Source organism: Pseudomonas sp. FW507-12TSA, from assembly GCF_058781435.1.
Genome location: NZ_JBYSWT010000001.1, coordinates 97,707 through 111,460, shown reverse-complemented (window position 1 = coordinate 111,460; position 13,754 = coordinate 97,707). Strand labels below are relative to the sequence as shown.

General features: G+C 65.2%; 11 protein-coding genes. 3 read left to right on the top strand and 8 right to left on the bottom strand.

What is annotated here, in order from left to right:
• Nucleotides 1-43: 43 nt before the first annotated feature.
• The 8 genes from tssH to tssA form a co-directional block, all read right to left on the bottom strand.
• Nucleotides 44-2,719 (bottom strand): type VI secretion system ATPase TssH, encoded by a 2,676-nt coding sequence (gene tssH / locus AC3WK8_RS00535; protein WP_103326207.1) that lies wholly within the window; start codon nt 2,717-2,719, stop codon nt 44-46.
• Nucleotides 2,712-3,764 (bottom strand): type VI secretion system baseplate subunit TssG, encoded by a 1,053-nt coding sequence (tssG, locus tag AC3WK8_RS00530; protein WP_085594175.1) that lies wholly within the window; start codon nt 3,762-3,764, stop codon nt 2,712-2,714. The genes tssH and tssG overlap by 8 nt, the downstream gene beginning before the upstream one ends.
• A complete protein-coding gene (gene tssF, locus AC3WK8_RS00525) occupies nt 3,728-5,587 on the bottom strand; it encodes a type VI secretion system baseplate subunit TssF (protein ID WP_085594177.1) in 1,860 nt (619 codons plus the stop codon). Before tssF ends, tssG begins: the two co-directional genes overlap by 37 nt.
• Nucleotides 5,584-6,099 (bottom strand): type VI secretion system baseplate subunit TssE, encoded by a 516-nt coding sequence (gene tssE / locus AC3WK8_RS00520; RefSeq protein ID WP_022641871.1) that lies wholly within the window; start codon nt 6,097-6,099, stop codon nt 5,584-5,586. The genes tssF and tssE overlap by 4 nt, the downstream gene beginning before the upstream one ends.
• Before the next feature lie 146 nt (nt 6,100-6,245).
• Nucleotides 6,246-6,734 carry an Hcp family type VI secretion system effector gene (locus AC3WK8_RS00515; RefSeq protein ID WP_022641870.1) on the bottom strand — a complete coding sequence of 163 codons (489 nt, stop codon included), beginning with the start codon at nt 6,732-6,734 and terminating at the stop codon, nt 6,246-6,248.
• An 87-nt stretch (nt 6,735-6,821) separates the two neighbouring features.
• Nucleotides 6,822-8,315: a type VI secretion system contractile sheath large subunit gene (gene tssC / locus AC3WK8_RS00510; protein ID WP_022641869.1), complete on the bottom strand. Its 1,494-nt coding sequence runs from the start codon at nt 8,313-8,315 to the stop codon at nt 6,822-6,824.
• A gap of 15 nt (nt 8,316-8,330) precedes the next feature.
• Complete coding sequence (tssB, locus tag AC3WK8_RS00505) at nt 8,331-8,846, bottom strand: type VI secretion system contractile sheath small subunit (protein WP_022641868.1); 516 nt, start codon at nt 8,844-8,846, stop codon at nt 8,331-8,333.
• 81 nt (nt 8,847-8,927) lie between these two features.
• Nucleotides 8,928-9,947, bottom strand: coding sequence for a type VI secretion system protein TssA (gene tssA / locus AC3WK8_RS00500; protein ID WP_103326208.1), 1,020 nt, complete (start codon nt 9,945-9,947; stop codon nt 8,928-8,930).
• A gap of 392 nt (nt 9,948-10,339) precedes the next feature.
• On the opposite strand from tssA, the gene tagH reads away from it, so the two are divergent.
• From tagH to tssK, 3 genes are all read left to right on the top strand, one after another.
• On the top strand, nt 10,340-11,830 hold the full coding sequence (tagH, locus tag AC3WK8_RS00495; protein WP_103326209.1) for a type VI secretion system-associated FHA domain protein TagH: 1,491 nt from the start codon (nt 10,340-10,342) through the stop codon (nt 11,828-11,830).
• A gap of 62 nt (nt 11,831-11,892) precedes the next feature.
• Nucleotides 11,893-12,402, top strand: coding sequence for a type VI secretion system lipoprotein TssJ (gene tssJ, locus AC3WK8_RS00490; protein ID WP_031320709.1), 510 nt, complete (start codon nt 11,893-11,895; stop codon nt 12,400-12,402).
• A gap of 15 nt (nt 12,403-12,417) precedes the next feature.
• The gene (tssK, locus tag AC3WK8_RS00485) at nt 12,418-13,752 is read left to right on the top strand and encodes a type VI secretion system baseplate subunit TssK (protein WP_085594185.1); all 1,335 of its coding nucleotides are present in this window, start codon (nt 12,418-12,420) and stop codon (nt 13,750-13,752) included.
• Nucleotides 13,753-13,754 lie beyond the last annotated feature (2 nt).

Genomic DNA, 13,754 nt, shown 5'->3' with positions numbered 1-13,754 from the left:
GCGGCAAGCTGCAAGTTGCTGGCTACAAGCCTGCCGCTGATGCTTAGTTTGGCTCGCTGAAGTCGTAGTGCAGTTCGTTGTCCCGCTGGCTGATGCGCACTCCGGCCAGGGCCTTGCCTTCGAGCATGCGCGTGAGGAACTCGCGGCTCATGTCCGGCAGCAGGCTGTTGGTCAGGATGGCGTCGATCATGCGGCCACCGCTTTCGGTCTCGGTGCAGCGCGAGACAATCAGATCGATGACGGCATCGTCGAAGTCGAAGCCCACCTTGTGGGTGCTCTCCACGCGCTTCTTGATCCGTCCCAGTTGCAGGCGGGTGATGGCCTTGAGCATCTCGTCGCTCAGCGGGTAATAGGGGATGGTCACCAGGCGGCCCAGCAGCGCCGGCGGGAAGATCTCCAGCAGCGGCTGGCGCAGGGCCTTGGCGATCTCTTCCGGCTCCGGCACGGCCTGCGGGTTCTTGCAGACATCGGCGATCAGCTCGGTACCCGCGTTGGTGGTGAGCAGGATCAGGGTGTTCTTGAAGTCGATCATGCGGCCTTCGCCGTCTTCCATGACGCCCTTGTCGAACACCTGGAAGAACATCTCGTGCACGTCCGGGTGGGCTTTTTCCACTTCATCCAGCAGCACCACGCTGTAGGGCTTGCGCCGCACCGCTTCGGTCAGCACGCCGCCTTCGCCGTAGCCGACGTAGCCGGGCGGGGCACCCTTGAGGGTGGACACGGTGTGGGCTTCCTGGAACTCGCTCATGTTGATGGTGATGACGTTCTGCTCGCCGCCGTACATGGCTTCGGCCAGGGCCAGGGCGGTCTCGGTCTTGCCCACCCCGGAGGTGCCGGCGAGCATGAACACGCCGATCGGCTTGTTGGGGTTGTCCAGGCCTGCGCGGGAAGTCTGGATGCGCTTGGCGATCATCTGCAGGGCGTGGTCCTGGCCGATGATGCGCTTCTTCAGGTGCTGGTCGAGGTTGAGCACGGTCTCGATTTCGTTGCGGGCCATGCGACCCACCGGAATCCCGGTCCAGTCGGCCACCACCGAGGCCACCGCCTGGTAGTCCACGGTCGGCAGGATCAGCGGGTTCTCGCCCTGCAGGGCGCTGAGGCGTTGTTGCAGGTCCACCAGCTTCTCGCGCAGGCCATGGCCTTCATCGCCCGCATCGCTGTCCACCAGGCCGACGTTCTCGCGCAGTTGGGCACGGGTGGCCAGCAACTCGTCCACCAGGGTCTTTTCTTCGCTCCAGCGGCTTTCCAGCTCGGCCAGGCGCTCACGCTCGGCGGCCAGCAGGTTCTCGCTGTTGACCTGGCGCTGGCCGATGGCGACGCCGATCGCCTGTTCCCGGGCGATGATCTGCAGCTCGGTTTCCAGGGCCTCGATGCGCCGGCGGCTGTCGTCCACCTCGGCCGGCACCGCATGCAGGCTGATGGCGACCCGGGCGCAGGCGGTGTCCAGCAGGCTCACCGATTTGTCCGGCAACTGGCGCGCCGGGATGTAGCGATGGGACAGCTTGACCGCCGCCTCCAGGGCTTCGTCGAGGATCTGCACCTGGTGGTGCTGTTCCATGGTCGAGGCCACGCCGCGCATCATCAACAGCGCCTTGTCTTCCGACGGCTCGGCCACTTGCACCACCTGGAAGCGCCGGGTCAGGGCCGGGTCCTTCTCGATGTGCTTCTTGTATTCGGCCCAGGTGGTGGCGGCCACGGTGCGCAGGGTGCCGCGGGCCAGGGCCGGCTTGAGCAGGTTGGCCGCGTCGCCGGTGCCGGCGGCGCCACCGGCGCCGACCAGGGTGTGGGCTTCGTCGATGAACAGGATGATCGGCTTGGGCGAAGCCTGGACGTCCTCGATGACCTGGCGCAGGCGCTGTTCGAATTCGCCCTTCATGCTGGCGCCAGCCTGCAGCAGGCCGACATCGAGGCTGCGCAGTTCGACGTCCTTGAGCGCCGGTGGCACGTCGCCGGCGACGATGCGCAGAGCGAAACCTTCGACCACGGCGGTCTTGCCCACCCCGGCCTCGCCGGTGAGGATCGGGTTGTTCTGCCGACGGCGCATGAGGATGTCCACCAGCTGGCGGATCTCTTCGTCACGGCCGACGATGGGGTCGAGCTTGCCGCTGCGGGCCTGTTCGGTCAGGTCCACGGTGAAGCGCTTGAGGGCTTCCTGCTTGCCCAGGGCGCTGGGGGCCATGGCGCCGCTGGCTTCGCCGGGCACCGCGCCGGCATTGAAGCCGTCGCTGGCGGCCAGGGCGTTTTCCGGCGAGTCGCCGATGTATTCGTCGAAGCGTTCGGCCAGGCTCTCGACCTTGATCTTGTCGAACTCCTTGGACAGCCCCAGCAGCGCATGGCGCAGGCTTGGGGTCTTGAGGATGCCGATCACCAGGTAGCCGGTGCGTACCTGGCTTTCGCCGAACATCAGGCTGCCGTAGACCCAACCGCGCTCCACCGCTTCCTCGACGTGGGACGACAGGTCGGTGATCGAGGTCGAACCCCGGGGCAGGCGGTCCAGGGCCTCGGTCAGGTCCTTGGCCAGGCGCGCCGGCTCCAGGTTGAACTGGCGGATGATGCGGTGCAGGTCCGAGTCCTGCAGCTGCAGCAACTGGTGGAACCAGTGGGCCAGCTCCACATAGGGGTTGCCCCGCAACTTGCAGAAGACCGTGGCGGCTTCGATGGCTTTGTAGGCAACGCTGTTGAGTTTGCCGAACAGCGCCGCGCGACTGATTTCACCCATGCTCTGTGCTCCTTGGTGTTTGTGAGGTAGTGGCCTGATCGGCGTAGTGCCGGGCCAGAATGAGGTCTTCGGCATCGCTGCCGGGGCGCCCGAGCCAGGTGTTGAAACCCAGGCGCTGGCGGCCGTCGAGTTGCAGTTTGGGGACCTCGTCCTTGCGCAGGACCAGGTTCAGGTCCCAGTCCAGTTCGTGGCCCAGGTATTCGGCGACCCAGGCCACCAGTTCCTTGAACTGCTGGCCGTCGGGGAGCATCCCCAGGTAGTCGTCCAGCTTCAGCGGGCCGAGGCGGATGCGGAATTTGTGCTGGCGATCCCAGACATGGCTGCCCAGGCAGAAGTCCACTCCCAGCTGGTGGGCCTGGACCCCGACCCGGCTGCGCTCGGGCAACTCCAGCCACTGGCCGACGTATTCCTCGATCGCCACCGGCAGGCCGAAATACTCGCCGATGATCGCCCGCAGGCCATCGGGGTAGCGGGTCTGGGCCGAGAGGTGGCCGCTGTAGTGCAGCTTGGCGGTGTCGGCGATCAGCCCCTGCTTGAGCAGGCTTTGCATACCCCGGCCGCTCAAGGCCGCCAGGCGCGCCGACCAGTAGTCGTCGTCCGGGCGGTCGTGGCTGACCGTTGGCCGGGCTTCGGCCCAGGCGCGATAGAACAGGCTCAGCAGGCGATGGTGGAACACGTCCAGGAAGCGCTTGCTGGTGCTGTCGGCGTTGTTGCGCTGGCGCTCGCGCACGTATTCGGTGAAGTGCAGCGGCATCGGCCCGTTGGGCCCGCCCAGGCCGAAGAAGAACTGTTCCAGGCGAGTGCTGGCGCCATCGTTGCCGGGGGTGACCGAAGCCAGGGTCGCCGGGGCGAAGGTGCAATCGGCCTGCTGGCCCAGGCGCAGCGGATCGTCCGCCAGGCGCAGGGAGTGACCGAAGCGCGGCAGTTGCGGCGACAGGCATTCGATACGCCGCAGGGCCTGGAAGAAGTCGTACTCCCAGGGCTCGGCGTGCATCGCCGCCAGCGTATTCAAAGAGTCGGACGACGTCCGGGCTTGGCTTTCCATCGCATGATCTCGCCGCGTTCGGTGGTACGGATCACCGTCTCGGTAAAACTGTTGATCGACACGTAGCGTGCCAGGAAGCGTTCGAACACTGCCCCGAGCAGGAACACCCCGGTGCCGCGAAACGCGTTTTCATCGAATTCCAGGGTGATCTCCAGGCCCCGTCCGAAGACGATCGGCCCGGGCATCGGCAGGCGCCGGGTCACCGCCTTGCTGCTGACTTCGCGCAGGCCTTCGATCTGCAGTTGCAGGGCCGCGTCGTTGCTGTCGCCATACAAGCGCAGCAATTCGCGCAGGGCCGCCGCGCCCTGGCCCTGCTCGGCGAGCGACAGGTAGTTCAGCGACAACTGGCTGATCAGGCGCCAGGCCTTGCCGTCATGGGCGTGGCTGGGACGTGGCCGGCTCGGTCCGGCCAGGCAGCGGATGGCCTGCACCGGGGCGCTGTCGGCCAGGGTGAAGTCGGTCTTGCCGCTGCCCACGTTCATGAACAGCGGCAGGTCGCGGTTGGTGCACAGGGCGCTGACCCCGAGCTGGCGCAGGTCATGGCGATAGGGCGCCTGCTGGCTGTCCACCAGGCTGACGAAGGATTCGCTGCCGATGTAGGTCGAGCGCGGGCCGTTGCGGCGTTGGTCGCTGGACAGCACCCGGGGCTCGCGCCGCAGGATGTAGTAGGCCTGGTCGCGGCCGTAGCGTGACGGGTCGCGCACCGCATAGAACGGCAGGAACGGCTGCTCCGGCCCCGTGCCGTGGCCGCTGAGGGTGCTCAGCGAGTGCACTTCATAGTCCATCGGCCGGGTACGGTCGGCGATCACATGGTGCTCGTTGACCCGGTCGGACAAGTGGATACGGTCCAGGCGCTTGGGAAACAGGTTGATCGCCGGGGTGCAGAAGGGCACGAACTGGCTGCTGCCGACGCTGCCTTCCAGGCTCTGCTCGAAGCGCTCGAACAGCACGATCAGCTCCAGCTCCTGGCCGGCACAGCGCTGGACGGCGCGGCCCAGCTGGGCGAACTCGACGAACAGGAAGCGGTTGGGCAGGGCGAAGTATTCCTGCAGCAGGCGGTAGCCCTGGAACGCCTGGGGCACCACGGGCAGCGCCGCATCGCGATCGTCGAAACCCCGCGAGCGCAGGGCGTCCTGGGGCAGGCGTTCGACCCAGTCGCCGCCCGGAGCCCGGGCGAAGATCGCGCAAGCGTTGCCCAGCAGTTGTTCGTAGAGACGGAACGGCAGCTCGTCGTTGCCGTTCAGGTACAGCGGCAGCTCGTCCAGGGCCAGGCTGCAAAATGGCAGCTCGGCACCGGTGCGCAGGGTCAGGCGCAGCCCGGCCTTGGCCTTGGGCTCGCTGGCGGCCAGGCGCCCGAGCACCGCCGAGGGGTTGCCGAAGTATTCGGCCTGGCTCACCTGCAGCGGCCACAGGGTCACCGGGTGGGCGGTGCGGTATTCGCAGCAGGTCTGGGTGTCGCGACCCAGGGCCGCGCGCAGGCTGGTGCCACGCTCCAGGGTGAAGCCGCTGCCCAGGCTGCCTTCATCGGGATCGGCCTGCAATTGCACCACGGTCATCGACGGGGTCGGCGCCAGGTAGTGCGGGTAGGCGATCTCCAGCAGGTTATGGGTGAAGGTCGGGTATTCGGCATCGAGCTTGAGTTGCACCCGTGCCGCCAGGTAGGCGAAGCCTTCCAGCAGGCGCTCGACATACGGGTCGGCGCAGTCCATGCCCGACAGGGTCAGGCGGCTGGCGATCTTCGGGTATTCCTTGGCGAACTCCGCGGCGCTCTCGCGCACGTGGTGCAGTTCCTGGTTGTACAGGTCCAGCAGGCGCGGGTTCATGAGCGCCTCCGGGAGTCGCCCTGGACCACCCGGACATGTCCGGATTCCAGGTCCATGTCGGTTTGCAGCAACAGGCGCAAGGGCATCGGCTGCGCCCACAGGTCGCCTTCGATCTCGAAACTCAGGGCGTTGTGGTTCATCTCGCCAGGCGCGGTGCGCGCACGGACCCGCAAGGTGTTGCGCAGGATCCGCGGTTCGAAGGTGGCGATGGCCTGGTGGATCAGGTTCTCCAGGGCCGGTATATCGATGCTCGACGCGCTGTACCCGGCCAGGGCCGGCAGGCCGTAGTTGACCACCGAGGTGCCGGCGGGGGTGTGCAGGGTGGCGTCGGCTTCGAGCAATGAGGTGGTGTTGAGCAGCCAGGCGAGATCGCGCAGGACCGAGGCCTTGAGCTGGCTCAGGGACAGGACGCGCTTGTCCGGGCTTTCTTTCAGGTTGCCGGGTTCGTCGTCGGTCAGACGATCCAGCAGGGAAGGTTGCAAGCGATCGCGGGCGGCGATGTCGGTTACCACGGGGTTCGCTCCAGGATCGGATTGCGCAGGCAGGACGTCAGGAAAATGAATGCAGCCTCAAAACGCGCCAACCTGTAGCCGCTGTCGCAGGCCACCAGACCCGGGACGTTGCCCGGGCCGGTTGCCTGCGATGCGGCCGCAGTGGATCAGCGCTTGGTGTTCGAGCGGATGTTCCAGCCGTACTTGATCGGGCCGCCGTCCTTGGTGCCGTCGGCTTTCTGCGGCTGGTACTCGACCGCCACCTGGGCGAAGTTCAAGGTGATGTTTTCGGTCAGGCGATCATCGCTGCCCGAACCGCCGGTGCTCAGGGAAGTGATCAGCACTTCTTCCAGGTCGATGATCATGTACTCGACCTGGCTTTCACCGCCGGCCTTGCGCACGGTCAGGCGCACCTTGTCGATGTGCTTGCCGCTGGAGCAATGCATCATCAGGTTCGGCGAAGCCTTGTCGACGTACTTGGTCAGCGACAGGTCCTGGATGTTGACCTTGCCCGCGCCACCGCCACCGCCTACGTGCATGTTGCCGGACTGGGACATGCCCCAGCTCCAGTTCAGCACGTCGATTTCGTCCTTGTGGGCTTTGTCCATGGACTCGCCCTTGATGTCACCGATCTTGATGAAAATATCAACAGCCATGTTTTCTCCCTGTGTGGCCCTTGCCACGATGTTTGTTCAGCTTGGCGGCCGCTGCCGGCGTTCGGGCAGTGGCCGCTAGTTGGGGTGTCAGGCGCCTTTTGCCGATGGCAGCTTGGAAACCAGGCGCAGCGAAACGGTCAGTCCTTCGAGCTGGTAGTGCGGACGCAGGAAGAACTTGGAGTTGTAGTAGCCCGGGTTGCCTTCGACTTCCTCGACCACCACTTCCGCCGCGGCCAGCGGGTGCTGGGCCTTGGTGGTCTCGGTGGAGTGCGCCGGGTCGCCATCGACGTAGTTGAGGATCCAGTCCTGCAACCAGCGCTGCATCTCGTCCTTCTCTTTGAAGGAGCCGATCTTGTCGCGCACGATGCACTTGAGGTAGTGGGCGAAGCGGCAGGTAGCGAACAGGTACGGCAGGCGCGCGGCCAGGTTGGCGTTGGCGGTGGCGTCCGGATCGTCGTACTCGGCTGGTTTCTGCAGCGACTGGGCGCCGATGAAGGCCGCAAAGTCGGTGTTCTTCTTGTGCAGCAGCGGCATGAAGCCGTTCTTGGCCAGTTCCGCCTCGCGCCGGTCGGAGATGGCGATCTCGGTCGGGCACTTCATGTCCACGCCACCGTCGTCGGTGGGGAAGGTGTGCGCCGGCAGGTTCTCTACCTCGCCGCCGGACTCCACGCCGCGGATCCGCGAGCACCAGCCGAAATGCTTGAACGAACGGTTGATGTTCACCGCCATGGCGTAGGCCGCGTTGGCCCAGGTGTACTTGGAGCTGTCGGCGCCGTCGGTGTTTTCTTCGAAGGCGAAGGCTTCCACCGGGTCGGTCTTGGCGCCGTAAGGCAGGCGTGCCAGGAAGCGCGGCATGGTCAGGCCGATGTAGCGCGAGTCTTCCGATTCACGCAGGGAGCGCCAGCCGGCGTATTCCGGGGTGGTGAAGATCTTGGTCAGGTCCCGTGGGTTGGACAGTTCCTGCCACGAGCCCATGCCCATCACGGTCGGCGAAGCCGCGGAGATGAACGGCGCGTGCATGGCCGCGCAGACCTTGGACAGCTCGCCCAGCAGCTCGACATCCGGTGGCGACTGGTCGAAGTAGTAGTCGCCCACCAGGCAGCCGTAGGGCTCGCCGCCGAACTGGCCGTATTCCTCTTCGTACATCTTCTTGAACATCGGGCTCTGGTCCCAGGCCGTGCCCTTGAATTTCTTCAGGGTCTTGTGCAGCTCCGGCTTGGAGATGTTGAGCACGCGGATCTTCAGTTGCTCGTCGGTCTCGGTGTTGTTGACCAGGTAGTGCAGGCCGCGCCAGGCGCTTTCCAGCTGCTGGAATTCCGGGTGGTGGATCACCTGGTTGACCTGGGCGGTGAGCTTGGCGTCGATGGCCGCGATGATCGACTCGATCGACTTGATCGCGTCGTTGGACACCAGGTCGGTCTGCGCCAGGGCCTGTTCGGCCAGGGTGCGGACCGCGGTTTCCACGGCTTCGCGAGCGCGTTCGGTCTTGGGCTTGAACTCTTGCAGCAGCAGCGAGGCGAATTCGCTGGCCTGTTCGGTGGCGCCGGGTTGGGCCTGATTGTCACGCATCAATTCGGTCATGATCGTTTGTCCTGATTAAGCGTTAGGCTCGGAGTCCACAGGCTTTGGCGCACTCGCCAGGGCCTGGAGCAACGCCGGATCCTTGATGGCTTTCATGATGATTTCTTCGGCGCCGGTCTTGCCGTCCATATAGGTCAGCAGGTTGGCCAGCTGGGTACGGGCTTCCAGCAGCTGGTTCAGCGAGTCGACCTTGCGCGCCACCGCCGCAGGGCTGAAGTCGTCCATGCTCTCGAAGGTGATGTCCAGGCTCAGGTTGCCTTCTCCGGTCAGCTCGTTGGGCACGTGGAACGCCACCCGTGGCTTCATCGCCTTGAGGCGCGAGTCGAAGTTGTCGACGTCGATTTCCAGGAACTTGCGGTCGGCCACGGCGGCCAGGGGCTCGGCCGGCTTGCCCGCCAGATCGGCCATGACACCCATGACGAAGGGCAGCTGGACCTTTTTCTCGGCGCCGTAGAGTTCGACGTCGTATTCGATCTGTACCCGGGGCGCGCGGTTGCGCGCGATGAACTTCTGAGAACTTTGCTTCGCCACGTTGTGCTCCTGGTCGCTGCTGCGACGGTGTTGGCGTCGGTCGGTGATTGCCGTTGACGTTACTGTTCGGTCCGTCCGCGATTAGTCGGATTCGGGACCGCGCAGGTTTTCAAATTGGGACATGCCGTCGGGGATCAGGTTGCGCACGATGGCCGCGAAGTCGGCGTTGACCAGGTTCTTGGCCCGGTTGAGCAAAACCGGCAACGGGCTCGAAGGCTCGTGGCGGCTGTAGTAGGCCAGTAGCCGGTCGAGGCTGCGCAGCACGTCGTCGCGGCTGTTGATCTCCCCCGAAATCCGGGGCTGGGCCGGCGCCGTGGGGGCGCTGGGCTCTTGGGCGGGTGCTGGCTCGACCTCGGCTTCGGCGGGGCTGTCGGCCGCCTGCGCAGCGTGCTGGCCCAGCACCTGCAACGCCAGGCGCAGCGGTTGCTTGAGGGCGCTGAGGTCCACGCCACTGGCGGAGCCGACCTGTTCGCTGACCTGCTTTTCGATGGACTCGACCGCCGAGCGAGCGCTGCTCAAGGCGTGGCGAATGGCATCCAGGTGCTCCGGGTCGCTGTCTTGCAGCGCACCGGCCAGATGGTCGGAGCCCAGGCTCTCGCCGGAAAAATGCTGCAAGCCGGCCGCATTCAGGGCGGCCCGCACGCTGACCGGGCCGAAGGTCCGGGAACGGGTGAGGATGGCGTCGCGCAGCAGGCCGATGGTGGTATCGGAAGCCAGGCCGGCGAGGGCGTTGATACGGACGGTAGGGTCGTTGTCGTCGTCGGCGTCCAGGCGTGGATGCAGTTGCTCCCAGTAGTCGCGCAACAGGCCGTCGATCAGCTCGAGGCTGGTGGCCAGGCCCGGCAGGCCTTCGAGGGCCAGGGTGCTCTGGAGCAGGAAATGGGTGATGCGCAGGTCCTTGCTGCGAGACAGCAAGTCCAGGCTCTGCTGCTGGATGCCGCGCCACTCCGGCGGTTCGGCCGGAAGGATCGAGTCGCCCATGCTGCGCTCGGGCTGGCCCTGGGCGGACCGCTCCAGATGCAAGAAATCCGCGTCGTATTCCAGGTCTTCGCCACAAGGCGAAGTTGCTGAAATCGCAGCGAGCAACATCGGTACATCCACCTGGTTCGATCTCCCTATCGGCCTGCAGGACTGTCAGGCAGTTAATGCACTAGTTAATTGTGAACTCGCGCACATTTCTTGGTTTATATAGACTCTTTGATACTAGTGAGCCATCATCCGTGTTCAAGAAGTTGTGCATTTTTGGTGTAGTACTTGTGCCTTGTCAAGGTAAGCTATTCACCTTGCATGACAGTGATATGTCGCCTTACTTGGCCCCCTGACCGAAGGGTCAAATCGAGGGCGTAAGAAAGGCTTTTGTCATCTGTGTCGGTTAGGTTGAGCGAACGTGCTGTGAACTGTGCGATTTAAGGGATTTTTGCGGGCTTTTCATCTTTTTACGGAACTTTTTACCCAACGCCGGTTCGCACGCGGAAGTACAGCAAGGAGGCGCGATGTCGCTGTGTTTGACTATCACTAGTTATCATAAGATTACCCCCGGTCAATGCCCTGAGAAACTAATGGACCAGGGAATGATGGCAATTGGCCGTAGTTCTGATAACGACTGGGTACTTCCCGATCCCGAGCGCTTAGTCTCTGCGCGACATTGCGTCATCCAATACAAGGATGGTCGCTATTATTTGACCGATAACAGTACTAATGGTGTGGAGTTAGTCCGCGCCGGTATCCGCATGCGTCGAGGCGCCAGCGAGCTACTGGAAGATGGCGAAGTCATTCGGATCGGCGATTACGAGATCAGCGCGCGAATCGATTTCAGCATGAGCCGGTCCCAGGCCGAGGCTTTCGCCGGGGACAACGCCAACAGCTTCGAGGCGCTGATGGGTCGCCAGGCGGCGCCGCCGACGCCGATCGAGCCGATCTCCATGGCGCCGGTGGCGCACTTCCAGGGCGCTTCGGCCCAGGACACCTTTCCCGATCTGTTCGACTTCCTGGCGCCGGGCGCGACCCCGCCGGCGACCCAGCCGGACCATGTCCCTGCCGAGCAGCACGACTTCCGGCCGCCGACGCCTACCGCCATTCCCCAGCCGCTGCCCCAGGTGCCGCCGGTGGCGCCAGCGCCCCAAGGGGTGGGGATGATCCCGGAAGACTGGGATCTGTTCGCCGAGACGCCGTCCAGGCCGGCACCCGCACCGCTGCCCGAGGCCGCCCCGCCAGTGCCGCCGGCGGCGACGCCGTTCCCTGATATCGGCGAGTTCGCCACGCCATTCGAGGAGCCGCAACCGCAACCCGTGGCCGTTGCGCCAGTCGCACCTGTTGCACCTGTTGCACCTGTTGCCGCCCCGGTCGCCCCGGTCGCTTCGCCGGCCACCGCGCCAGCCGGCGAGCCGGTGCCGCAAACCGACCTGCTGCAAGCGTTCCTGCGTGGCGCTGGCCTGGAGCATTTGCGTATCGATCCGCAACAGGCCGCGGCGCAGATGGAAAGCCTGGGCCGCAGTTATCGGCTGATGGTCGAGGGGCTGATCGACGTGTTGCGTGCCCGCAGTAGCCTCAAGGGCGAATTTCGCATGCAGCAGACGATGATCCGCCCGGTGGAGAACAATCCGCTGAAGTTCGCGCCGAATGTCGACGAGGCGATGCTTTTGCTGTTGCGTCACAGCAGCCAGGCGTTCATGGCCCCGGACCAGGCGGTGCAGGACAGCTTCGACGATTTGCGCGCCCACCAACTGGCGGTCATGGCCGGCGTGGAAGCGGCCATCAAGCACCTGCTCGGGCGTTTCGAGCCCAGCGAACTGGAAGCCCGCATGAGCAAGCCCGGCGGCCTGGGCAACCTCTTCGGCGGTTCGCGCCAGGCGCAGAACTGGCAGCAGTTCACCGCGCTCTACAAGCAGATTTCCCAGGAGGCCCAGGATGATTTCCAGGACCTCTTCGGTCGCGAGTTCAGTCGCGCCTACGAAGAACACACCCACCGGTTGCGCCGCTCCTGAGCGCCCCTGGAAACCCCCAGACACGGATACACGGACAGCTGACACGTCATTGAGGACGCAGGATGATTCAACGATTACTGACATTGGTCGCCATGCTGGTACTGGCGGCTTGTGCCAAGGACACCCCGCCACCAGCGGCCGATCCGGCCAAGGACGGTCCCGGCGCCACTTCGGTGGAGCTGCATTTCCAGGCCACGCCCGGGCTCAATCCCAGCCCTGACGGCAGCAGCACGCCGGTGCGGGTACGGATCTTCGAACTGAAGAACCCGGCGGCCTTCATGCGTGCCGATTACTTCGCCCTGGCGGAACGCGCCCCGGCGACCCTCGGCCCCGACCTGATCGACCAGGATGAAGTGCTGGTGCAGCCGGGCGATCAGTTCACCCTCAAGCGCACCCTGGACCCGGCCACCCGCCAGGTCGGCTTGCTGGTGGGCTTTCGCGAGATCGACCGGGCCCAGTGGCGGGTCAGCGTCAATACCGCGGCACACCTGAACAACGCATATCAGATCAGCCTCGACCTGCGCGCGGTCAGCGCCGAACTCGCGGCGTCCCCATCCAGCCCCGCCCAATAGGCAATCGGAGCAACCATGTCCTGGAACAATCGAGTGGTCTGGTCGGAAGGCATGTTCATTGGAACCCAGCACTTCCAGCAGCACGACCGTTACCTGGAGAACCTCATCGACGCTCGCAGCCGTCCGCTGGCGACCGGCGCCTGGGGGTTTTCCGAGCTGCGTATCGACCAGGGCCTGCTGGCCCAGGGCAAGCTGGCGATCATCAGCGCCCGTGGCCTGTTGCCCGACGGCACGCCGTTCAACATTCCCCATGACGACCTGGCGCCCAGCCCGCTGAGCATCGACGACAACCTGCGCGATGGCCTGGTGTACCTGGCCCTGCCGCTCAAGCGCGCGGGCGCCCGGGACACCGTGGACGAAGGCGAGGAGCTGGGCGGGGCGCGCTACCTGAGCCAGGTGCGCGAGGTGCGTGACGATAACGCCGCCTTCGAAAACCGCGCACCGGTGGCCGTGGGGTCACGGGCCCTGCGCCTGCTCACGGCCCAGGACGGCTTGAGTGACTACGCCGCCGTCGGCGTGGTGCGGATCAAGGAAAAGCGTGCCGACCGCGCCCTGGTGCTGGACGACAGCTACATCCCGCCGTTGCTGGATGTGGCGGCTTCCAAGCCGTTGAGCGCCTTTCGCAGCGAACTGCTGGGGCTGCTGCACCAGCGTGGCGAGGCCCTGGCCGGACGCGTGGTGGCCTCGGGGGCCGGTGGCGCTTCGGAAATCGCCGACTTCATGCTGCTGCAACTGGTCAACCGCGCACAGCCGTTGATCAGCCACCTGAACCAGATCAGCCCGCTGCATCCGGAGCGCTTTTATAGCGAACTGGTGGGTCTGGCCGGCGAGTTCTCGACCTTCTCCAACAGCAGCCGGCGTCCGGCGGAGTACCCGCAGTACCAGCATGACGAGCTGGCGCTGAGCTACGCCCCGGTCATGCAGGCGCTGCGCGAGGCCCTGTCGATGCTGATCGACAGCAAGGCCACGCCGATCCCGATCGTCGAGAAGGCCTACGGTGTGCACGTGGCGATGCTGGCCGACCGGACCTTGCTGGACAACGCCAGCTTCATCCTGGTGGTGCGCGCCGACGTGCCCGGCGAGACCCTGCGCGGGCGTTTCGCCCAGCAGAGCAAGGTCGGTTCGGTGGAGCACATCCGCGACCTGGTCAACCTGCAACTGCCGGGCATCGGCCTGCTGCCGCTGCCGGTGGCGCCACGCCAGTTGCCGTATCACGCGGGTTCGACCTACTACGAACTCGACCGTGGTAGCGAGCACTGGAAGCAGCTGGCCCATTCCGGTGGTTTCGCCTTCCACGTCGCTGGGGAATTCCCGGGGTTGAACCTGGCCTTCTGGGCCATTCGAGGATAAGT

Coding starts and splice junctions, on each gene's coding strand:
- tssH (WP_103326207.1), bottom strand. CDS start 2,719: ATGGGTGAAATCAGTCGCGCGGCGCTGTTCGGCAAACTCAACAGCGTT.
- tssG (WP_085594175.1), bottom strand. CDS start 3,764: ATGGAAAGCCAAGCCCGGACGTCGTCCGACTCTTTGAATACGCTGGCG.
- tssF (WP_085594177.1), bottom strand. CDS start 5,587: ATGAACCCGCGCCTGCTGGACCTGTACAACCAGGAACTGCACCACGTG.
- AC3WK8_RS00515 (WP_022641870.1), bottom strand. CDS start 6,734: ATGGCTGTTGATATTTTCATCAAGATCGGTGACATCAAGGGCGAGTCC.
- tssC (WP_022641869.1), bottom strand. CDS start 8,315: ATGACCGAATTGATGCGTGACAATCAGGCCCAACCCGGCGCCACCGAA.
- tagH (WP_103326209.1), top strand. CDS start 10,340: ATGTCGCTGTGTTTGACTATCACTAGTTATCATAAGATTACCCCCGGT.
- tssJ (WP_031320709.1), top strand. CDS start 11,893: ATGATTCAACGATTACTGACATTGGTCGCCATGCTGGTACTGGCGGCT.
- tssK (WP_085594185.1), top strand. CDS start 12,418: ATGTCCTGGAACAATCGAGTGGTCTGGTCGGAAGGCATGTTCATTGGA.